At 70.4% G+C, this 20,598-nt stretch carries 16 protein-coding genes; 8 read left to right on the top strand and 8 right to left on the bottom strand.

Features of this window, described 5'->3' with window-relative positions; genetic code table 11:
• The first annotated feature begins 18 nt into the window (after positions 1 to 18).
• Together WMF12_RS42525 and WMF12_RS42520 are read left to right on the top strand one after the other, a co-directional pair.
• Positions 19 to 891: a formylglycine-generating enzyme family protein gene (locus WMF12_RS42525; RefSeq protein WP_437854423.1), complete on the top strand. Its 873-nt coding sequence runs from the start codon at positions 19 to 21 to the stop codon at positions 889 to 891.
• A gap of 177 nt (positions 892 to 1,068) precedes the next feature.
• Positions 1,069 to 2,310 carry a CinA family nicotinamide mononucleotide deamidase-related protein gene (locus tag WMF12_RS42520; protein ID WP_437742433.1) on the top strand — a complete coding sequence of 414 codons (1,242 nt, stop codon included), beginning with the start codon at positions 1,069 to 1,071 and terminating at the stop codon, positions 2,308 to 2,310.
• Positions 2,311 to 2,360: 50 nt separating this feature from the next.
• On the opposite strand, the gene clpB is transcribed toward WMF12_RS42520, so the two are convergent.
• The 4 genes from clpB to dnaN form a co-directional block, all read right to left on the bottom strand.
• Positions 2,361 to 4,970 carry an ATP-dependent chaperone ClpB gene (clpB, locus tag WMF12_RS42515; RefSeq protein ID WP_437854422.1) on the bottom strand — a complete coding sequence of 870 codons (2,610 nt, stop codon included), beginning with the start codon at positions 4,968 to 4,970 and terminating at the stop codon, positions 2,361 to 2,363.
• A gap of 306 nt (positions 4,971 to 5,276) precedes the next feature.
• On the bottom strand, positions 5,277 to 7,775 hold the full coding sequence (gene gyrB / locus WMF12_RS42510; protein WP_437854421.1) for a DNA topoisomerase (ATP-hydrolyzing) subunit B: 2,499 nt from the start codon (positions 7,773 to 7,775) through the stop codon (positions 5,277 to 5,279).
• Between the two features lie 452 nt (positions 7,776 to 8,227).
• Entirely contained in the window at positions 8,228 to 9,379 is a 1,152-nt protein-coding gene (recF, locus tag WMF12_RS42505; RefSeq protein ID WP_437854420.1) for a DNA replication/repair protein RecF, read from the bottom strand.
• A complete protein-coding gene (dnaN, locus tag WMF12_RS42500; protein ID WP_437854419.1) occupies positions 9,376 to 10,506 on the bottom strand; it encodes a DNA polymerase III subunit beta in 1,131 nt (376 codons plus the stop codon). Before dnaN ends, recF begins: the two co-directional genes overlap by 4 nt.
• 371 nt (positions 10,507 to 10,877) lie before the next feature.
• On the opposite strand from dnaN, the gene WMF12_RS42495 reads away from it, so the two are divergent.
• The gene (locus WMF12_RS42495; RefSeq protein WP_437854418.1) at positions 10,878 to 12,614 is read left to right on the top strand and encodes a serine/threonine-protein kinase; all 1,737 of its coding nucleotides are present in this window, start codon (positions 10,878 to 10,880) and stop codon (positions 12,612 to 12,614) included.
• Positions 12,615 to 12,638: 24 nt separating this feature from the next.
• Positions 12,639 to 13,295 (top strand): ATP-binding cassette domain-containing protein, encoded by a 657-nt coding sequence (locus WMF12_RS42490; RefSeq protein ID WP_437854417.1) that lies wholly within the window; start codon positions 12,639 to 12,641, stop codon positions 13,293 to 13,295.
• Positions 13,296 to 13,442: 147 nt separating this feature from the next.
• Here the strand turns inward: WMF12_RS42490 and bioD are convergent, their stop codons facing one another.
• The 3 genes from bioD to zapA form a co-directional block, all read right to left on the bottom strand.
• Positions 13,443 to 14,093: an ATP-dependent dethiobiotin synthetase BioD gene (bioD, locus tag WMF12_RS42485; protein ID WP_437854416.1), complete on the bottom strand. Its 651-nt coding sequence runs from the start codon at positions 14,091 to 14,093 to the stop codon at positions 13,443 to 13,445.
• A gap of 44 nt (positions 14,094 to 14,137) precedes the next feature.
• Positions 14,138 to 15,292: an aminotransferase class I/II-fold pyridoxal phosphate-dependent enzyme gene (locus WMF12_RS42480; RefSeq protein ID WP_437854414.1), complete on the bottom strand. Its 1,155-nt coding sequence runs from the start codon at positions 15,290 to 15,292 to the stop codon at positions 14,138 to 14,140.
• Between the two features lie 74 nt (positions 15,293 to 15,366).
• The gene (gene zapA, locus WMF12_RS42475) at positions 15,367 to 15,696 is read right to left on the bottom strand and encodes a cell division protein ZapA (protein ID WP_012240768.1); all 330 of its coding nucleotides are present in this window, start codon (positions 15,694 to 15,696) and stop codon (positions 15,367 to 15,369) included.
• A gap of 214 nt (positions 15,697 to 15,910) precedes the next feature.
• On the opposite strand from zapA, the gene WMF12_RS42470 reads away from it, so the two are divergent.
• Positions 15,911 to 16,525 carry a hypothetical protein gene (locus WMF12_RS42470; protein ID WP_437854413.1) on the top strand — a complete coding sequence of 205 codons (615 nt, stop codon included), beginning with the start codon at positions 15,911 to 15,913 and terminating at the stop codon, positions 16,523 to 16,525.
• A gap of 27 nt (positions 16,526 to 16,552) precedes the next feature.
• Here the strand turns inward: WMF12_RS42470 and WMF12_RS42465 are convergent, their stop codons facing one another.
• Positions 16,553 to 17,308, bottom strand: coding sequence for a hypothetical protein (locus tag WMF12_RS42465; RefSeq protein WP_437742424.1), 756 nt, complete (start codon positions 17,306 to 17,308; stop codon positions 16,553 to 16,555).
• Between the two features lie 259 nt (positions 17,309 to 17,567).
• Between WMF12_RS42465 and WMF12_RS42460 the strand changes: the two genes are divergently transcribed.
• From WMF12_RS42460 to WMF12_RS42450, 3 genes are read left to right on the top strand one after another with little or no spacing between them, the layout of a single operon-like run.
• The gene (locus tag WMF12_RS42460) at positions 17,568 to 17,906 is read left to right on the top strand and encodes a DUF167 domain-containing protein (protein ID WP_437742423.1); all 339 of its coding nucleotides are present in this window, start codon (positions 17,568 to 17,570) and stop codon (positions 17,904 to 17,906) included.
• Entirely contained in the window at positions 17,903 to 18,700 is a 798-nt protein-coding gene (dapF, locus tag WMF12_RS42455; protein ID WP_437742422.1) for a diaminopimelate epimerase, read from the top strand. The genes WMF12_RS42460 and dapF overlap by 4 nt, the downstream gene beginning before the upstream one ends.
• Positions 18,697 to 20,583 carry a diguanylate cyclase domain-containing protein gene (locus WMF12_RS42450; RefSeq protein ID WP_437854412.1) on the top strand — a complete coding sequence of 629 codons (1,887 nt, stop codon included), beginning with the start codon at positions 18,697 to 18,699 and terminating at the stop codon, positions 20,581 to 20,583. The genes dapF and WMF12_RS42450 overlap by 4 nt, the downstream gene beginning before the upstream one ends.
• Positions 20,584 to 20,598 lie beyond the last annotated feature (15 nt).

Here is a 20,598-nt window from a genome sequence, read left to right as displayed (position 1 = left end):
GCACCGGACGTCGGGCGGATGCCGGGGTGGAAGGCCGGTCTCGCCGCGGGCGCGGCCCTCCTGATCGGCGCCATCGTCGCGCTCGCGCTCCGTCGCGCGGAGCCGCCGGCGCGCTGCGCGCCGGGGATGGTCGCGCTCGGCCCGCGGTGTTGCGGCGAAGGCCAGCGCCTCGATGACGCCGGCCGCTGCGCAGGCGCGCCGGGGCGATGCAGCGCCGGCCTCACGGTGACCGCCGCTGGCTGCGTCGCGCCGGGCGGGGCCGTCCGCATCGCCTCCGGGACGCTGCGCCTCGGGCCAAGCGACTGGGAGGCGCAGGGCCTCGTCGACCCGCGCGCGGTGTTCGTCCCGGCGTTCTCGCTCGACGCGTTCGAGATCACCGAGCAGCGCTACGCCGCTTGCGTCGAGGCCGGCGCGTGCACCCCGCTCCCGCTGCGCGGCGAGCCCGGGGTCCCCGTCACGGGCGTCACCCTGGCCGAGTCGGCTCGGTATTGCGCCTTCGCGGGCGGGGCGCTCCCCTCGCGTGATCAGCTCGCCTTCGCCGCGGCGGGCGACGCGGGCCGGCGGTACCCGTGGGGAGACACCGGCGCGGTCTGCCGGCGCGCCGCCTTTGGCCTGCGAGCGGGCCCGTGCGGCTGGGGCGCGACGGGCCCCGAGCTCGCCGGCTCGCGCCCCGACGGCGCCGCCGTGCACGCCGGCGGTCGGGTGTTCGATCTGGCCGGCAATGTTGCCGAGTGGGCGGCCCCTGATCCGCTCGAGGGCGAGTTTTCGGGAACTCACGGCGGATCATGGACGGATGGGGCCGCGGCGGCGCTCCGCACCTGGAATCGTCGCCTTGTCCCGGTATCCATCCGAGCGCCGGATCTCGGCTTCCGGTGTGTCTATCCACCGTAGCGCTCGCAAGCGCGCCCCGCTCGGCGGCGGGCGGGTGGGGGAGGGGACGGGGTTGGGGGACAAACGGGGTGGGGGGACAAATGGGGTAGGGGGACAAAACCACCCCGCTTTCCGACCGCAAAACAATCCGGAAACGCGCTCCGGCGGCGCCGGATGGAGTTAGAGTCCCGAGTCCCAATGGCTGTCGCGCTTCTCTCGATCGGGACCGAGCTCACCCGGGGCGAGATCATCAACACCAACGAGGCCTGGCTCGCTGCCGAGCTCACCGCAGCGGGCTTCACGGTCAGCGAATCCAGCACCGTCGACGATGACGTCGATCGCATCGTCGCCGCGGTCCGCCAGCTCGCGAGCGCGCACCGGCTGGTGATCGCCACCGGCGGCCTCGGCCCCACGACCGACGACCTCACCGCGCGGGCCGCGGCGCGCGCGATGGGCACCGACCTCGTGCGCGACGAGAGCACGCTGCTCGCCATTCGCCGGCGCGTCGAGAGCCGGGGCAAGACGATGAACGCGGGCCACGAGAAGCAGGCCGAGGTCCCCGCCGGGTCGGAGATCCTTCCGAACTCCTCCGGCAGCGCGCCCGGCTTCGGCATCCACCTGGGCGAGTCCACCGTGTTCTTCCTCCCGGGTGTGCCGCGGGAGATGAAGAGCATGTTCGCCGAGCAGGTGCTGCCGCGCGTGCGGCCGGCTGCGCCGAACAACACCTTCCAGGTCCGCCTCCGCACCTATGGTCTTCCCGAGTCCACGCTGGGCGAGCTCCTGAAGGGCGTGGAGGAGGCCCATCCCGGCATCACGCTCGGCTACCGCGTGCACTACCCGGAGGTCGACGTGAAGGTCCACGCCCGCGCCGCCACGCAGTCGATGGCGCACGAGCTGGCCCTGAAGGCGACGGCCGATGTCCGTGAGCGGCTCGGCACCGCCGTGTACGGGGAGGGGGGCGACGCCTTCCCGGAGATGGTCGGGCGTTCCGTGCGCGCCCGTGGCTGGAGGCTCGCCGTGTCGGAGTCGTGCACCGGCGGCCTGATCTCCCACCTGCTCACCAGCTATCCGGCGAGCGACTACCTGGTTGGCGCCGCGGTCACCTACGCGAACAGCGCCAAGACGCGGCTGCTCGGCGTCGCGGAGGACACCCTGCGCGGCCACGGCGCGGTGTCGGCAGAGGTCGCCGCCGAGATGGCGCAGGGCGTCCGCCGCCTCTGCGAGGTCGACGTCGCCATCTCTGTGACGGGCATCGCCGGCCCGACGGGCGGCACGGCGACCAAGCCGGTGGGCCTCTGCTACTGGGCCGTGTCGCACCCCGGCGGCCTCGTCGTGCGCGACCGGGTGTTCTCGGGGGATCGCGAGGAGGTCCAGCTCGGCGCCGCCTACGCCGTCCTGGACCTCCTCCGCCGCATCGCCGGCAATCTCCCTGAGCGCTGACGCAGGCCGAGCGCTGACGCAGGCCGAGCGCGGGCGCGGGCTGGCGAGCGTCAGTTCGGCGCTGCGCGCGTGAAGGTGAGCCCTCCGGCCCCGCGGTCGATCCGCACCGTGTCTCCCTGCTTGAACTCGCCGGCGAGGATCCGCTTCGCGAGCTCGTCCTCGATGCTCCGCTGGATGGCGCGCTTCAGCGGCCTCGCGCCGTACTGCGGATCCCACCCCTGCTCGATGAGGTAGCCCTTCGCCTCCGACGAGATGGTGAAGAGCAACCCGCGTCGATCCAGGCGCTTTCGCAGCAGATCGAGCTGGATATCGACGATCTGCTCCATCTGCTCGCGCGCCAGCCGCCGGAACACGATGAGATCGTCGAGGCGATTCAAGAACTCCGGGCGGAAGTGCTTCCGCACCTCCTCGATGACGGCCCTCCTCACGAGCTCGGCCTTCTCGTCCGCCGGCAGGTTCGCTCGCTCCTCGATCGCCGCGGCCGCCGGCGTCCCGAGGTTCGATGTCAGGATGATGATCGTGTTCTTGAAATCGACCGTGTGCCCCTGGCCGTCGGTCAGGCGTCCGTCATCCAGCACCTGGAGGAGCGTGTTCCAGATGTCCGGGTGGGCCTTCTCGATCTCGTCGAACAGCACCACGCTGTAGGGCCGCCGGCGCACCGGCTCCGTGAGCTGGCCTCCCTCCTCGTAGCCGACGTACCCGGGCGGCGCGCCGATCAGCCGGGCCACCGCGTGGCGCTCCCCGTACTCGCTCATATCAAGCCGCACCATGGCCCGCTCGTCGTCGAAGAGGATCTCGGCGAGCGCGCGCGCGAGCTCGGTCTTGCCGACGCCGGTCGGCCCGAGGAACAGGAACGATCCGATCGGCCTGCGCTCGTCGCCGAGCCCGGCCCTCGAGCGCCGGATGGCGTTCGACACCGCGCGGAGCGCGTCCTCCTGCCCGACGACGCGCCGGCGCAGCTCCTCCTCGAGGCGCAGCAGCTTCTGCATCTCGCTCTCGAGCATCTTGGAGACGGGGATCCCGGTCCATTTCGAGACGACCGCGGCGATGTCCTCGTCGGTGACCTCCTCCTTCAGGTAGCTCTGCTTCGACTGCACCTGGGAGAGGGTCGCGCGGATCGACTCGAGCTTCTTCTCGATCTCCGGGATCTTGCCGTAATGGATCTCCGCGGCGCGCCCGAGGTCGCCGGCGCGCTTCAGCCGCTCCTCCTCGAGCCGGAGCTCCTCGATCTGCGGCTTGAGCCGGCGCAGCTCGGAGATGAGCTCCTTCTCGCGCATCCACTGCGCCCGCATCGCGTCGCGCTGCCCCTGGAGATCGGCGATCTCGCGCCGCACCTCGTCGAGGCGGACCTTGCTCGCCTTGTCGCTCTCGCGCTTGAGCGCCTGTTCTTCCATCTGCAGCTTGAGCAGATCGCGCTCGACCTGATCGATCGGCGTGGGCAGGCTGTCGATCTCCATACGGATCTTCGACGCCGCCTCGTCGACCAGATCGATCGCCTTGTCGGGCAAGAAGCGCTCGGTGATGTACCGGTTCGACAGGACGGCGGCCCCGACGAGCGCCGCGTCCTGGATGCGGATCCCGTGGTGGACCTCGTACTTCTCCTTGAGGCCTCGCAGGATGGCGATCGTGTCCTCGACGCTGGGCTGCGTGACGAGCACCTGCTGGAACCGCCGCTCCAGCGCCGCGTCCTTCTCGATCCGCTTGCGGTACTCGTCGAGGGTGGTCGCGCCGATGCACCGGAGCTCGCCGCGCGCGAGCGCCGGCTTCAGCATGTTGGCCGCGTCCATGGCGCCCTCGGCCGCGCCGGCGCCCACCAGCGTGTGGAGCTCGTCGATGAACAGGACGATGCGGCCGTTCGAGCCCTCGATCTCCTTGAGCACGGCCTTCAGCCGGTCCTCGAACTCCCCTCGGAACTTCGAGCCTGCGACCATGGCGGCGAGATCGAGCGCCGCGATGGTCTTGTCCTTGAGCGACTCCGGCACGTCGCCCGCGACGATGCGCTGCGCGATGCCCTCGACGATCGCCGTCTTGCCGACGCCGGGCTCGCCGATGAGCACCGGATTGTTCTTGGTGCGCCGCGAGAGCACCTGGATGACGCGCCGGATCTCCTCGTCTCGGCCGATCACCGGATCGATCTTGCCCTGTCGAGCGAGCTTCGTGAGATCCCGTGTGTACTTCTCGAGCGCCTGGAACTTCCCCTCGGGGTCCCGGTCCGTCACGCGCTGATTGCCGCGCACGGCCGCGAGCGACGAGAGGAGCTTGTCGTACGAGAGCCCCGCTCGTTCGAAGATCGATTGGATCTCCTTGTCGGTCTTGATGCCGGCGAGCAGGACGTGCTCTGTCGAGATGTACTCGTCCTTGAGCGCCTTCGCCTCGTCTTCGGCCTTCTGCAGGACCGTGAGCGCGCGCCTCGACAGGTTCGGCTCGGCGCCGCCGCTGACGCGAGGGTAGGTGTCGATCTTCGCGTCGAGGAGGCGCAGCACGCCTGCCGGATCGGCGCCTGCCTTCTGCACCAGAGGCGCGCCGACGCCGCCGTCCTGGCTGACGATCGCCCGCACAAGGTGCTCGGGATAGAGCTCGGGGTTTCCCCGACGGCTGCCGAAATCGACAGCGTCTCGTATGGCCTCCTGGGCCTTCGTCGTCATTCGCTCGATTTTCATGGCCCCTCGAAGCTAAGGCGGGTGCCCCGCCTAGCAAGGGGACGCCCAGGCAAGCGGCTTGCCAAAAACGTCGAAGGGCGTTGAAGGGCGCTGAAGGGACGCCGAAGAGGCGCTGAAGGGATGCCGAGCGAACGGGGCAGGTGAGCGGTGCAGCGGCAGCCCCGTGTCAACCCCCGACCGTGCGCCTCGAGCGGGGTGCTCGGCGCGCCGCACGCCCGGGCGCGGAGCCGGGGCGCCGCGCCCCGGGGCGCAAGCGCCGCGCGCGGCGCGCAGGAGCCGCGCGCCGGCGACGCGGGAGACGTGGGCTCAGATATCGAGGTTCTTCACGTTGAGCGCGTTCTGCTCGATGAAGTTGCGCCGCGGCTCGACCTGATCCCCCATCAGGATCGTGAAGAGCTCGTCCGTCTTCACCGCATCGTCGATGCGGACCTGGAGGAGAGTCCGAGCGTCCGGGTTCATCGTCGTTTCCCAGAGCTCGTCGGCGTTCATCTCGCCGAGGCCCTTGTAACGGCTGATCGAGATGCCCTTCTTGCCGCGCTCCTCGATGTAGTCGACGAGCGACTCCCCGTTCTCGATGGTCTCCTCGCCGCTCGAGGTGCGCGCCCGGTACGGGGGCGCGCCGATGGACCGGAGGTCCTGCTCGATCGACCAGGCTTCCTGGTACTCCGGCGAGTTCACCAGATCCCAGTCGATGACGCTCTTTCGCGCGCTCGCGCCCGGGCGCGGCACGATCTCGATCCGGCTCGTCCCGTGCTCCGTGTCCCGGGGCGTCGACAGCGTGAGCGGGAACAGGTCCGGATAGCGCTGCTTCAGGTAGGCGCGGAGCTCGTCGGCGGCCGCGGCGACCTTCTTGGTCTCGCGCAGATCGTCGCGCCCGAGCCCGCTGGACCGCAGCAGCGCCGCCACGATCCGCGCGTCACAGCGCTTGTCGATGTTGGAGAGCACGGCGCGGAACCGCTTCAGCCGCTGCGCCAGCCGGTAGAGCGGCTGGCCTGCGATGCCCGTCTGGGCGCCGCTGGCGACGATCTCGAGCCCGTCCACGGCGTTGCCCACGAGGAACTCGTCGAGCGCGCCCTGGTCCTTCAGGTACAGGTCCCGCTTGCCCTTGCGCACGCGGTAGAGCGGCGGCTGCGCGATGAACAGGTACCCCTTCTCCATGATCTCCGGCATCTGCCGGAAGAAGAAGGTCAGCAGCAGCGTGCGGATGTGGGAACCGTCGACGTCGGCGTCCGTCATCAGGATGATCTTCTGGTAGCGGAGCTTGTCGATCTCGAAGCCGCCGGCGTCGTTGATCCCGCAGCCGAGGGCGGTGATCAGCGTGCCGACCTCGGCGGAGCTCAGCATGCGGTCGAGCCGCGCGCGCTCGACGTTCAGGATCTTCCCCTTCAGCGGGAGGATCGCCTGGAAGTGCCGGTCGCGCCCCATCTTGGCGCTGCCGCCGGCGCTCTCACCCTCGACGATGTAGATCTCGCTCTTCTCCGGGTCCTTGGACTGGCAATCGGCGAGCTTGCCCGAGAGCGAGGTCACGTCGAGCGAGCCCTTGCGGATCACCTCGCGCGCCTTGCGGGCCGCCTCGCGCGCCTTCGCCGCGACGACCGCCTTCTCGATGATCTTCTTCGCGCTCTGGGGGTTCTCTTCGAAGTACTGCCCGAGCTTGTCGCTGACGGCGGCCTCGACGATGCCCTTGACCTCGCTCGACACGAGCTTGGATTTCGTCTGCGAGTCGAACGACGGGTCCGGGTGCTTGATGCTGAGCACGCACGTCAGGCCCTCACGCGCGTCCTCGCCCTGCAGGCCCTGCTTCAGCTCCTTGAAGAGGTTGTGCGCGCTCCCGTAGTTGTTGATCGTCTTCGTGAGCGCGGCGCGGAGCCCGGTGAGGTGGGTGCCGCCATCCTTGTTGTGGACGTTGTTCGTGTAACAGAAGATGGCTTCCGTATAGGAGCCATTCCACTGCAGCGCGACCTCCACGCCGACCGGCGGAGTCGCGGAGCTGCCGCGGCCGTTCGCGCCGTCGCCTGTGGCGCCGGCCTCATGCTGCGACACGAAGCTGATCACGTCGTCGTGAATCGGCTCCTTGGTCTTGTTGAGGAGCGACACGAACTCGGAGATGCCCCCCTTGTACTCGTAGATCTCCGCTCTCCCGTCGGGGCGCTGGTCGTGGAGGTGAATGACGAGCCCGGCGTTCAGGAACGCGAGCTCGCGCAGGCGGCTCGCGAGGATGTCGAAGCTGAACTCGACCGTGCTGAAGACGAGCGGATCGGGCTTGAAGGTGAGCTTCGTCCCCGTCTTGTCCGTCACGCCGATCCCCTTGAGCGGCGCCTTCGGCACGCCCCGGGCGTACTCCTGAAACCAGAGCTTTCCTTCGCGCTTGATCTCGAGCTTCAGCCACTCGGAGACGGCGTTCACGGCGCTCACGCCGACGCCGTGCAAGCCCGCAGAGACCTTGTAGCTGGAGTTGTCGAACTTGCCGCCGGCGTGGAGGACGGTCATGACGACCTCTGCCGCGCTCACGCCCTTGGCGTGCATCCCGACCGGGATCCCGCGGCCGTTGTCCTCGATCGACACCGAGCCGTCGAAGTGGACGGTGACCCTGATCTCCGTGCAGGCGCCGGCGAGGTGCTCGTCGACCGCATTGTCGATGGCTTCCCAGACGAGGTGGTGGAGCCCCGATCCGTCGTGCACATCGCCGATGTACATGCCGGGTCGCTTTCGCACCGCTTCAAGGCCTTCGAGCGCCGTGATGCTGTGGGCGTCATACGACGCCTTGGTGAGGTCGGTCGGCTGGCTCAGGGTGGGTTCCGTCATCTCGGTCCTGGTGGCGCGCCCGCCGCCTCTCACCGGGGGCGCAGAGCGGCGGAGACCGCTCGGATTGCCGGAGTTCTTGCAGTGGAGGGGCCGGCTCGATGGCAGCTCGTCTGGTGAGACCCGGGCGCCGCGGCCGCGGCGCCGGATCGATTCCGGGGCCACGAGCGTTCATGTGCGGACCGCCCGTCGATGCCCCGTAAAGACTGCGGAAATGTAGCCGAAATCAGGGGCTCGGGCAAGCGTTTCGCCGGGTCCGGAAGGCTCGTAACACCGTATTTTCGGTGCCCGTCGCGGGCGCGTCCGGAGCATCCCAACTCGCGCGCTCCGGGGCCAGGATCAACGCGGTTGACGGCGGTCGCGGCGCGGTCGGCGGACGTTCGTCCATCGCGCGCGCCGCGCGCCGCGCACGTCCGGCAGCGGCGCGCCCGGCAGCGGCGCGCCCGCGACGAACGTCAGCCGACCGCGCCGCCTTCGACGTGGAAATCGCGCCGCTCCGAGGAAGGTACGCCCGGCGTGACGATGAGATCGCGCCGCGTGGTCGTCAGGAATACCTGTCCGCGCGCCATTCCGAGGAACATGAACAGCGCCGTGGTCCGGTCGGGATCGAGCTCGCTCGACACGTCGTCGAGCAAAAGGATGGGCTCTACGCCCCGGACGGAAGCTATGGCAGCGGTCTCTGCTGCTTTGAGCGCGAGCGTGAGGGCCCTGTGCTGGCCCTGGGAGGCGACAACGCGGGCGGGGTGGCCGTCGAGCTCGAGCAGCAGGTCGTCTCGGTGGGGGCCGTAGCCCGCGCTCGGCCGGTGCGCGTCGCGGCGGCGCTGCTCGCGCAGCGCCTCGCGCGCCTGCTCGGCGTCGCCGCTGCCGCCCGGCGCGTACCGTGCGACCAGGGTCAGGTCGGGCGCGGCGATGCGGGCGAAGGCGTGCGTGAGCTCCGGCGCCAGCGCCTGGACGGCGGCCTCGCGGGCGCGGGTCAGCGCCGCGCCATGGAGGGCGCAGAGCGCCTCGAACGCGTCGAGCTCGGCGCTCGCCTGGGCCTGCGCGCCCCCGCCGCGGTGGAGCAGCTCGTGGCGCGCGCGGAGCGCCTGCGCATAGCGGGCCCGGTGGTCGGCGCTCTGCGGGTCCATGAAGAGCGCCAGGCGATCGAGCAGCGTGCGCCGCGCGCTCGCGGGCCCGGTGGACAGCGCGAGCTCCTCCGCGTGGAAGGCGACGACCGGCGATCGCGTCGCGAAGTTCGCCAGGCTCGGAGGCCGGTTGCCGTCGATGCGCACGACGCACCGCTTGTTCTCCACGGCGGCGGTCTGCTCGCGCGCGAGCGGCTGCAGCGCGTCCCGGCGCTCGACGAAGCGCGCGCGCGCGCTCGCGATGGGGGCGCCGTGGCGGACCAGCTCGGCCAGCCGGTGGGTGCGGAAGCTCCTCGAGGTCGCGGCGAAGTAGATCGCCTCGAGCAGGCTCGTCTTGCCCTGCCCGTTGTTGCCGGCGATCACGTTGATGCGCGGCGCGGGCTCGACGTCGACGCGGCCGAGGTTCCGGAACTCGCGGATGTGGAGCCGCTCGAGGAGGAGGCTCGGGGAGGGCCCCTGGAGCTCGTCGGAGGGCGCGCTCAAATCCGCATCGGCATGATGACGGCGACGTAGCTCTGCTGGTTCGACTCGCTGCCGGGCCGGATCACGGCGGGGTCGAGCTCGCCGGAGATGCCGAGGATGACCTCCTCGTCGTCGATCGAGGCGAGCACGTCGAGGAAGTACTTGGCGTTGAAGCCGATGGTGACCTCGGGTCCGCTGTAGTCGACGGCCACCTCGTCGAAGCCGGCGCCGGTGTCGGGGCTCTCGCTGGTGATCCGGAGCGTCCCCGGCGCGATCGACAGCTTGACGCCGCCGGTGCGGTCGTTGGCGGCGAGCGCGATGGCGCGGAGGGCCTCGGCGAACGCGACGCGGGGGGCGCGGACCGAGCGCTCGGTGACCGACGGGATGACCTGCTGGTAGGGCGGGAACTGCGCGTCGACGAGCTTCACCGAGAACTGCATCCCGGCGATGTTGAAGAAGGCGTTCGGCCCGCTCTGGGTGATGGCGACCATCGGGGTCTCCTTCTCGGCGCGCGCCTCCTCGGCGAGGCGGCGGAGCTCCGTGATCGCCTTGAGCGGGATGAGCATGGTGGCCGTCGCGGAGCTTCCCGACACGGTCGCCTCCATCTTGGAGAGGCGATGGCCGTCGGTGGTCACCATCCTGACGCGATCGCCGGCCCACTCGAACAGGGCGCTGTTCACGTGGGCGCGGGTCTCGTCGTTGGAGATCGAGAAGTGGGTCCGGGTGATCAGGAGCGCGAGCTGCTCGACGGGGAGCTCCAGCGAGGGCGCGTCCACCGCCGGGGCGGGCAGCTGCGGGAACTCCGAGCCGGGGAGCCCGGGGAGCGTGTAGCGCCGGGGCGATCCCACGGCCTTGAGCGACGTGTGCGCGCCCTCGGTGGTGGTGATCTGGATCGGACCATCGGGCATGGCCTTCACGCGCTCCAGCAGGTCCCTGGCCGGGACGGCGACGGTGCCGCCGGTCTTGATGTCCGCGTGGGTCTGGCCGGTCACGCCGAGGTACAGGTCGGTCGCGGCGACGCGGACCGCGTTGCCCTCGGCGGCGAGCAGGACGTTGGCGAGCGCGGGCATCGCGCTCTTCTTGTCCGCCACGCCTTGGCAGCGCGCGACGAGGCGAAGCAGATCTTTCTTGGGGATCACAAGGTCCATAGCCGACTCCGGAGTCGCTCCCTTTAGCAGGGTTATCGCCCGGGGGTGCGCTGGAAATGAGCGCTCGCGTGACCTTGCGCAACGCCTCTTCTTTCCATGAAATAGATAGATAAAGACATCGTCTTCGTCGTAGGCGTTGTGGAGGGCGGGGATAACTCAGAATGCGCAACGAATCCAACGAGTTAGAAGCGGACGCCCTGGGGTAAATGGACCGTCCTCAGGGGTAGGTGGACAGGGGAGAGCTGGCGGATGGCCGATCTCCCCCGTTTTGCCCCCAGGGTTGCCGGCGGGGTTATCCCCAAGGATCCCCCAGGGGGCGTGCGGGGTGATGTGGAACCGAGCGTTACCTGCGTGCTCTGCCCCGATGCGCTGTGCAGTTCCGAGCAGCACCTGGATGGAGTATTTCAAATTGTACGGACTTGAGTTCGGTGCGGTGCATCCACTGCGGTAGCCACCACGATCTCGCGGTGGTCGTGTGTCCGGCGACCGGGCTGGTCGTCGCTCCGAGCGATCCGCCGCCGTCGCGCGCGGGCGCTCGCGCTGGCGCGGCTCCGTTGCTGCCGAGCCATCGGCCATCAGCGCATCCTTCGTCGAGGGTGGCGCCGCCGTTGCTGAGGTGGCCGGCGGGCGTGGCGCCGAGCTCATCGGTGCGCGGCGCGCTGGCGCCAGGTGCGGAGCAGCGGGCTTTTGCGTCGCGCGCTCCGTCGTCTGCCGTGGCGGGCTCGCGGACGCCGGCGTGGCCCGGGAGCCGCGGCGTGAGCCCGACCTCTTCCGGGCGCTCGCTGCTCGGCCACGTGATCGGCGACAAGTACGCGGTCACCGCCATCATCGGGGAGGGCGGCATGGGCGCGGTGTACGAGGCGGAGCACCTCCAGATCGGGCGGCTGGTCGCTGTCAAGGTGATGCATCCGCGGGAGACCCAGAAGCGCGAGGCCATCTCGAGGCTGGAGCACGAGGCGCGGGTCGCCGGGCGGATCGGTCATCCCAACATCTGTGAAGTGTACGATATGGGGTGGCTCCCTGACGGCAGTCCCTACCTCGTGATGGAACGTCTCCACGGGGAGACGCTGGCGCAACGGATCGAGCGCTGTGGTGTCGTTCCGCCGAACGAGCTCGTCGACATCATGCTTCAGGTGCTCTCGGCGCTGGTGACGGCGCATGATCGCGGGGTCGTCCACCGTGATCTGAAGCCAGAGAACATCTTCCTCTCGGAGCGCGCCGGCATGTTGCCGGTGGCCAAGCTGCTCGATTTCGGCATCTCCCAGGCCTCGGGCATGGATGGGGCGCTGACGGATCTGACCCGCACCGGCATGGTGATGGGCACGCCGTATTACATGGCGCCCGAGCAGGCACGGGGGGACGCGGAGCTTGACCGCCGGCTCGATCTGTGGGCTGCGGGCGTGATCCTGTACGAGGCGCTGACAGGCCAGCGCCCATTCGTGGCCCGCAACTACAATGCGTTGCTCGTCCAGATTCTCACGCTGTGGCACCGGCCGATGACGGAGCTCGATCCGACGATTCCGCCCGGCCTCTCGCGCCTCGTGGATCGCGCCCTGGCGAAGGCGCGGGATGAACGATTCCAGAGCGCGCGGGAGTTCCTGGAAGGGCTGCGGCGGTTCAAGAACAAGGTGCCGGTGTCACAGAAGCGCCGGCTGGAGCGCGTTGCCGTTCAGAATGTCGTCGACGAACAGTCCGACGACGGCACGATGATGTTCGCTCGGCTCGGAGAGGGCGAGCACGAGAGTGACCCTGGCAGAGTCGTCCTGGCGGACGCTCTCGGCACAGAGGCGGCGGCGAGGAAGGAACCGCAGACGGCGGACCGCAACAGCAGAGGGCTGCAGGTCCCTCATGGCGTGCGGTCGCTGCGGTCGTCCGACGGTGGCGCTGTGCGCAGACCGAGCGAGCCGGTCGCGGAGACGGATGACGGGCAGTCTCGAGACGATGAGTCGGAAGATCGACCGACGATTCCGTCGTTGAGTCCGCTCGAGGCGGGAGCGGAGCTCTCCGACGATTCCGAGGCGACTGTCGTTGATCCGCCAGCGTTCCCGGAGGACATCACCACGGTCGTTCAGGGCGAAGGTCGCGCTCGAGGCGGCGACAAGGGCTGACGGGAACGCGAGCGCAGGAGCGAGGTGAGCGCTGTGAGGACGATCGAGCGCGTGGTGGCTCGTGGCGTCGTGAAGACCTACGGAGCAACGGCGGCGTTGCGTGGGGTGAACGCGACGATCGAGGCAGGACGATTGACGCTCATCGAGGGGGCGAACGGGTCGGGCAAGTCGACGCTACTCGGGATCCTCGGGACCGTGATCCGTCCCACGTCGGGCGCGGTGAACTACGAGCCGCTGGGCGACGATGTCGGGACGGCGCGCGGCACCATCGGCTGGCTGTCCCACGAGTCGCTGGCGTACCCGGACCTCTCCGGTCGGCAGAACGTCGAGCTGGCGGCCGGCTTCCACGGGCTCGACGCGCACGAGGCGTGGCGTCATGCGGAGGAGCGCTTCGAGCTCGGGAGCTTTGCGCTGAGGCCGCTCCGCACGTGTTCGCGCGGCCAGCGACAACGAATCGCGCTCGCGAGAGCCCTGGTGCACCAGCCTTCGCTGGTGCTGCTGGATGAGCCGACCACGGGCCTCGACCGCGCAGGGGTGGCGCGGCTGCTCGCGGTCGTGGACGCGGAGGTGGCGCGGGGCGCCGCGGTGGTCGTGGTGTCCCACGAGCCGGAGGTCTTCCGGGAGCGTGCGGCCGCCCGTCTCGTGCTGGAGCGGGGTCGCGTCGTCACCGGCGCTTCCTGACGAGGCGGGCCGGTCCTTCGAAAGTCCCGCGAACCCGCCGGGTGGGGCCTCGGACCGGAGCTCAGAACCGGGTACTCGGATCCGGTAGCTCGGCCTGATTTCTCACAACCTCGGGGCTGGTCACCCCTTGAACGTGACGACGTCTCGCTACGAAAGGGCGAGGCGCGCCAAGGTGGCCTGCGCCGCGGCGAGCGATGCCGGCGCTGTTGGAGCGGCGCGCGGCATCACGACAGCGCCGGATGCAATGCCGAGCGCAGCGAGCTCCCCCGCGTTCGTGCCGGTGGATGCATCGGGCACTGTCGGCGGGTTCAGCACGATCACGGCTGGGGCAAGACCAGGGGCGAGCGCGCGAAGGGCGAGCGTGCAGCAAGCGACCTCGTGAAGGATGCCTAGCCGGTCGAGGCCGACCAAGACGACGGCATCGGGCGAGAGTGCGCGCACGAGGTCTGCGTTCGTCAGTCCTGGTCCGAGCGGGGAGAGGAGCGCGCCGGCGCTCTCCACGATCGCGAGGGGAGCGGACTGCCTGTCGACCCACGCGGTGGCGACGTCCAGCGAGATGGCGTGTCCGCAACGGCGCGCTGCCAGGTGAGGGGAGAGCGGTTCAGCGAAGCGGTAGGGGGCTGGCTCGGGTTGGACCGAGCTGACGAGCGCCAGCTGCTCGGCGTCGGTCGTCGAGGTGCCGTCGATGCCCGATTCGATGGGCTTCAAGCCGCAGACCTTGTCGCCGCGAGCTGCCAGCGCTGCGACCAGCGCGATCGACACGTGCGTCTTGCCCACCCCGGTGCCGGTTCCGACCACGGCGACCCGGATCCGTCCTGTTTCACGTGAAACAGGATGTCCCCTCATCGCATCGCCTCCCGGAATCCTGCGAGGGCACGCTCGACGTCCGACTCGGAGAGCGACGCGTTCGCCACGATACGGAGCCGCGACGTACCCGCCGGCACCGTCGGTGGCCGGATCGCCTGGACGAGGACGCCCTCGCTCGCGAGGCGCCGAGACATCTCCACCGCGGCCCCCGGCGACTTCAGAAGCCAGGGGAGGATCGGGCCCAAGGAGCCAGGAAGCAGCTCGGCTCCCAGCGTCAGCAGACCAGAGCGAAGCCGGTGGGTGATCATCGCCAGACGCGCCCGAGCCGGGTCGTCCGCGGCGGCGCGGCGGACCCGCTCCACCGCAGCGAGCGCCACCACAGGGCTGATGCCGGTCGAGTAAACGAAGCTCCTGGCGCGGTTCCACAGGTAGGTTCGCAAGGTCGACGAGCCCGCGACGAAGGCGCCGTGGAGCCCGAGCGACTTGCCGAGCGTGCCAATGAGCACGTCGGGGCGAACCCCGGCCTCGGCGCAGAGGCCAGCCCCGCGCGGTCCGAAGACACCGAGGGCGTGCGCCTCGTCCACGATCAACGCGGCATCGTGACGATCGCAGAGCTCACGGAGGCGGCCGAGGTCGGGGGTGTCGCCATCCATGCTGAAGAGCGATTCGGTCACCACCCACCGGCGGCGCGCGCCCCTGGCCCGCACGAGGGCGCTCTCCACCGCCTCCACGTCGACATGGCCCACCACCTCGACGGTCGCGCCGGAGAGACGACATCCGTCGATGAGCGACGCGTGGTTCAGCGCGTCCGACACGACGACATCTCCCGGCCTGGCCAGCGCAGCGACGGTGCCGACGTTCGCCGCATACCCCGAGGAGAACAGCAACGTCGCTTCCACGCTCAGCCAGGCGGCGATCTCTCTCTCGGCCATCAGGTGGGCCTCGTGGGTCCCGCTCACCAGGCGGGACGCCCCCGCACCGCTCGCGGTCCCGACCTCGGAAGGCAAGGCGAGCCCGGCGTAGCCGAGGTAGTCGTTGGAGCACAGGACCAGCAGCCGGTCAGAAGCTGGGGCAGCAGGGGGCGTGCGAAGCAAGCCGGCGCGCTCCATCTCGGAGAGCTCGTCCTGGAGATGGCGAAGGGCGTTCATGCCTCCAGGCGTGGGGTCGAGGGCCTGGAAAGCTTCATCCATGGGTGCAGGCATGCCATCTCCAGACAGCGGCAGGGCCGCTCAGAGGGGACCTCGCCAGGTACGGGCACTCCAGCTCAGCGCGTGCTGTCGTTCGCTCCGCTGGACGAGGGCGACTCGGGACCGGCGCCGAGGACCGCGTCGACCCGCTGCAGGATACGGCCAAATGCGTCCCGCGCGCGCCCCGCGATGACCGACGCCCGGGTCCGCTCCTGCTCGAGATCGTGCGCGAGCGCGATGGCGGCGAGCAACATGGCCTGGGGGGTCACGGCGCGGCCGGCGGGCACAACGGTAGCGAGCTTCTGATCGACGACCGCGGCGAGCCGCTGGAGCTCTTCGTCGCTCGCGGACGTCACCACGCGGTAGGTCTGACCTCCTACCCGTAGCTGCACTGTGCGTCGCGCCATTGCCCCCGGACGCTACCATGAACGCCAGCGGGCGCGCAGGGCGGGCTGCGCGGCGCGAACGGAGGGACTCACCCGCGACGGACGCGACGGACGCGACGGACGCGACGCACGCGACGCACCGAAAACGAACTCCGGAGAGCCTCACGCAGGGCGGGGCTCCGTGCAGAAGAATTCAGGCGCGCTCCCCGCCAGCGCCCTGTAGCATCGCTCCATCATGGCCACCGCGGGCCGCCCAGCTGCCTTGGTTGCCGCGCTCCTCGGAGCCGTTCTCCTCCACGGCACAGCCCGCGCCGAGCCCCAGGCGAGCGCCGGCGTCACCGTTGGCCTTGCCGGCGTCGGCCTCGATCGCCAGCTGTGGGACTCCACGGTCTTCCACCTCGGGCTGCGCGGGGATGTCCTGTTCGGCCGCGCTGCCAACGACGACTTCGGCGTCGGTCCCTACGCCGAGGTGCTCACCCACGCGTTCGATGAGATCCAGACCGGCGCGGGCGTCTCCGTGCTCGCGCCCATCCACGACTCGTTCCCTCTGGTCCTCTCCACCGGCGCCTACGGCCGGTGGAGCGACGACGCCCGCGGCGTGGAGCCAGGGATCGCCGCCGCCATCTTCTGGGGTGGACGCAGCTACAACTTCCACTCGCGCTACGGGATGAGCACAGGGCTGCTCGCCCAGGGGCGGTTCGGGCTCGGCGGCTCGAAGGAGACCGCGGTCGTCCTCGCGGCGCAGCTCGATCTCGCGCTGCTCGCCCTTCCGTTCGTCTACCTCTTCGAGGCTGCGAAAGGGCCGTCGCCCGAAGCGGCCCCCGTGCACCGCGCCAGACCGGCGCGGTGACGGCGGCTCGGGCCTGCGGTGAGCGCTCTACAGGCCGAAGCTTGCGATGTGATCGGCGCAGGGCTGACCGAGGTCACGACAGTCCTGAGGGCCCCGGGCGCCAGGGCAGGCGCCCTCGAGCTCCTTGGCGTCCTCGCACTCCTCGTTCGCGGAGCTGTAGCAGCAGTCCGGCGGAGACGTGTCGACGCACCGGCTGCAGGCGAAGCAGACCCTGACGGGGTAGGTCCACTCCGTGGTCTCGACCTCCTGGCCGCCCAGCGTCCTGCCGCGCAACACCACCGTCGCCCACACCTGGATATCGCGCCGGAGCTGCGCGGCCTGCCCGCGCAAGGTGTCCATCGTGGCGCCGTCGATCAGGAGGACCTCGGTGCAGTTGTAGCCCGGGTCGCCGGACGAACCCGGGTCGACCGTGCCGGTGATCGGAACGACGTAGCCCGGCGTCACGTCGTTGCCCTCGATGTCAGCGACACGGACCTCGGCCTCGTAGAGCTGGACGCGGGATGTCTCCGTCCGGAGGACATCGGGGTCGCCGCGCTCCACGATCTGGTTGCCCACCAGGAGCAGCGCGCTGTGGCTGCCCGCATAGGCCGAGTCCACCGCATCCTCGGTCCAGAACGGTTCGCTGGGGCCGCAGCTCACGCTGCAGTCCCCCGTCTCTGCCATCCGCATGCGGATGAACACGCTGCTCTCGTTGTCGGCGCATGCAGACCCGAGCAGGCCACCCGACGTCGCGAGCAGCGCCAGCGCGCACAACCTCCTCGCGAGGCCGGGCGTTGCGTTCACGGACCCTTCTCCTTCATCAGTCATGTCCAACGCCTCCACCGCGGAAATGAACATCAGCAGCGAACAACGAGCGCCGCTGATGCAAGTCGACCTGCCGGATCGTACTGCGCGAGCCGACCCACGGCCGGGGCGAAAAGAGTAGCGGGTCAGGCCGCCGACCGGCAAATTCGCGATGGCCGGCGCCGTCCGAAGAGCGACATCACCGCGCCTCGCGGGAACCACGCGTGAGCTCCAGATACGCTACGATGCCGCCGGCCAGATGAGCAAACCCGAGGAGAGCGGCGCCGTCGGCGAGTGGAGTCGCCTCGCGATCACCGAGCGCGCCGAAGGCGTCCGCATCTCGGTCCAGGTGCGCCCGAAGTCGTCGCGCTCGGCCATCGTCGGGGTGCGCGAGGGCGCGCTCGACGTGTCGTTGACCGCGCCGCCCGTGGAGGGCGCCGCCAACGCGGAGCTCGTCAAGCTGCTCTCGCGCGCGCTCGACGTGCGCCAGAGCGATGTCCAGATCGCCCTCGGCGCGAGCGGCAGGAGCAAGGTCGTCGCCGTCCGCGGGCTCAAGGAAGCCGAGGCGCGAAAGCGGCTCGCCGAGGCGAAGCGATGAAGGAAAACGTCGTCCGGTTCGAGAAGTGGGAAGGTCTTGGCAACGACTTCATCCTGGTGGAGGCGGTCCCGATGACCGCCGAGGCGGCGCGGCGCCTCTGCGACAGGCGGTTCGGCATCGGCGCCGACGGCGTGCTCGTGATCGATCGCGAGCAGCCGCGCATGCAGGTCTGGAACGCCGACGGGAGCCGCCCCGAGATGTGCGGCAACGGGATCCGCTGCGTCGCGGCCTACCTCGTCTCCCGGGGGACCCCCCAGAAGGCGCTCACCATCGCGACCGACGCCGGCGACAAGCGGTGCGAGGTCACACGGGCGGGCGATCGCTTCGACGTGCTCGTCGGCATGGGCCGGGCCCGCATGGGCGAGACGCTCGTCGTCACAGCGCTCGGCGCGGAGCACCGGTTCGCCTGCGTCGACGTCGGCAACCCGCACGCGGTGACGTTCGATCCCTACACGGAGGACGCGATCGACGAGCTCGGGCCCATCGTCGCGACCACGCCGGCCGAGGGCATCAACGTCGAGTTCTGCCGCGTTCGACCGGCCGACCACGGCGAGGCCGCGCGCATCGACGTGACCGTCTGGGAGCGCGGGGTGGGCCGCACGCTGGCGTGCGGCACGGGCGCCTGCGCCGTGGCGGCCGCGGCGTGCGCCCAGGGCCGCGCGCCGTACGGAGCACCTCTCCGCCTGGCGCTGCCGGGCGGCTCGCTGCGCATCACCGTCGCCCCCGGATCCCTGGAGCTGCTCATGCAAGGCCCGGCGCGCCGGGCGTTCTCGGGCGAGGTGGTGATCGCGTGACCGCCTCGCTCGAGGGGGTCTGGAGTCCTGGCCGGGCGCCGGCCCACGAGTTCTCGCTCAAGGTGCTCGCCGTCATCGCCGACGAGGCGACCCGCACGCTGTTCTCGCGGGTCATCACGTCCGATGAGCTGATGCTCGCCGGCGATCTCGCCGAGGGGATCGTCCTCGCCGAGACCGCCGCGCCCGACGTCGCCTTCATCGATGTCGGGCTCGGGGACGGGGCCGGCCTCGCCATGGTCCACCACCTGAAAGCCCTCGCGTCCGAGGCCACCGTCTTCGCGCTGGCGACGAGGGCGGAGCTCGAGGCGGGCGCCCATGCGGTCGCGCTCGGCGGCGCCGGGCTCTTCCTGCTGCCGCTCGGTGGGGACGAGGTGCTGAACGCCGTCGGCTCGGTGCGCCTGCGCTTCGCCGAGCGGGCTCTCCGGATGCAGCTCGAGCAGGAAGCCGCGCGCAGCGCGCGCGCTGCCGGGTGGATCGCCCGCGTGGCCGAGCTCGCCGATGCGCGCGACCGCAACGCGGCGGCTCAGCAGCTCGCCGAGGTGTTCGTCGAGGCGACGGGCGCGGCGGCGGCCGCCGTCTACCTGGTCGCCGGAGAACGCTCCAGCGAGCTGGTCCGCTGCGCGGCGATGGGGCCGCTCGACCGCGCGCCCGCCTACGGGACCGAGACGGACATCCTCGATTTCGCCCGGCGCGAGCAGCTCATCGTCGTCCCGCTGGCGCTCCGCAAGCTCGCCGCGGGGCATCTCCTTCTCCAGAAGGAGCCCGGCCGCAGCTCCGCGTTCCCTTCGGTCAGGCGCCCGGACAGCGCGGCCTCGACCCCGCGGCGCGCCCCGCTCCTCGACGGCCTCGTCAAGCTGCTCGCCACGCAGGCGACGACGGCGCTTGCCCTCCTCGGCGAGCGCGAACGCTCGACAGGCGGCGCCGCGATGAAGGATCCGGCGTCGAGCGCCTACTCGTTTGCCTACTACGTCGACGTCGCCGGCCGGGAGATCGACAAGGCCAGGCGGTACGGCCGCCGGTTCACGATCGCGACCATCGTGATCGAGCCGGATGCAGCAGCCGCACCGGAGCGCCCAGGCGACTTCGCCTTCTGGAGGACCACGCCGGCGCCCCCTGCGAACACGCACAACCCGGGTCAGGTCGTCGAGCACCTGCTCCGCGCCGTGCGCGACACCGACATCCTGGCCCGCGTCGACGAGAACGAGTTCCACCTGCTCATGCCCGAGACGGCCGCGCTCGAGGCCCACGCCTGCCATCGACGGATGCTGTCCCACGTCGCCGAGAGCGAGAAGCGGGCCGGGTACCTGCCGAAGGGCCTGCTCGTCGGAGTCGCCACCTTCCCCCAGGACGGCCAGAGCCTCGCTCAGCTGCTCCGCATCGCCCGGCGGCGCGCCGACGCCACCAAGTCCTCGATCGTCCACCGCGTCCCTCAGGACCGGCGGAGCATCGGCGAGATCGTCAGCCTCCTCGTCCGGGAGTCCCCCGCGGCCGGCGGAGCTTCCGCGATCTCGGCGCCCCGCGCGCTCGATCTGTCGGTGTCCGATACGATCCTGCTTGCGACGTCGGTCGTCAGGAACGCGCTCCGCGGGGGCGCCGTGTTCCTGCTGGTCGCTCACCACGACGGGCTGAGCCTGGGAGCGCAGGTCAAGGCGCAGCTGGCCTCGCCGCGCGACGACGTGGTGGTGCACACCGTCGACCTCCGATCCTCGCCAGGGTGCGACGACATCGAGGCGCTCTGTGTCCTCGCGGAGCACGGCGCGTATGCCCTGGTAGGGCGTAATCAGGGGGGGTTCGTGAAGGGTATCCATGCCGCCGATCCGCTGCTCGCGGACTTCCTCGCCGAGCGGCTCGGCCGCGCGGCCGGGCTGCGGGTCTTCGGCTGACTCGGAGGGCGCCGA

This window comes from Sorangium sp. So ce363 (assembly GCF_051520435.1).
Lineage (GTDB): Bacteria > Myxococcota_A > Polyangia > Polyangiales > Polyangiaceae > Sorangium > Sorangium cellulosum_B.
This window is presented reverse-complemented; position numbering and strand designations above follow the sequence as displayed.

What these genes read in the sequence shown, in the direction of transcription:
- WMF12_RS42525 (WP_437854423.1), top strand. Translation starts at nt 19, where the DNA reads ATGCCGGGGTGGAAGGCCGGTCTCGCCGCGGGCGCGGCCCTCCTGATC.
- WMF12_RS42520 (WP_437742433.1), top strand. Translation starts at nt 1,069, where the DNA reads ATGGCTGTCGCGCTTCTCTCGATCGGGACCGAGCTCACCCGGGGCGAG.
- clpB (WP_437854422.1), bottom strand. Translation starts at nt 4,970, where the DNA reads ATGAAAATCGAGCGAATGACGACGAAGGCCCAGGAGGCCATACGAGAC.
- gyrB (WP_437854421.1), bottom strand. Translation starts at nt 7,775, where the DNA reads ATGACGGAACCCACCCTGAGCCAGCCGACCGACCTCACCAAGGCGTCG.
- dnaN (WP_437854419.1), bottom strand. Translation starts at nt 10,506, where the DNA reads ATGGACCTTGTGATCCCCAAGAAAGATCTGCTTCGCCTCGTCGCGCGC.
- WMF12_RS42480 (WP_437854414.1), bottom strand. Translation starts at nt 15,292, where the DNA reads ATGGATGAAGCTTTCCAGGCCCTCGACCCCACGCCTGGAGGCATGAAC.
- zapA (WP_012240768.1), bottom strand. Translation starts at nt 15,696, where the DNA reads ATGGCGCGACGCACAGTGCAGCTACGGGTAGGAGGTCAGACCTACCGC.
- WMF12_RS42470 (WP_437854413.1), top strand. Translation starts at nt 15,911, where the DNA reads ATGGCCACCGCGGGCCGCCCAGCTGCCTTGGTTGCCGCGCTCCTCGGA.
- WMF12_RS42460 (WP_437742423.1), top strand. Translation starts at nt 17,568, where the DNA reads ATGAGCAAACCCGAGGAGAGCGGCGCCGTCGGCGAGTGGAGTCGCCTC.
- dapF (WP_437742422.1), top strand. Translation starts at nt 17,903, where the DNA reads ATGAAGGAAAACGTCGTCCGGTTCGAGAAGTGGGAAGGTCTTGGCAAC.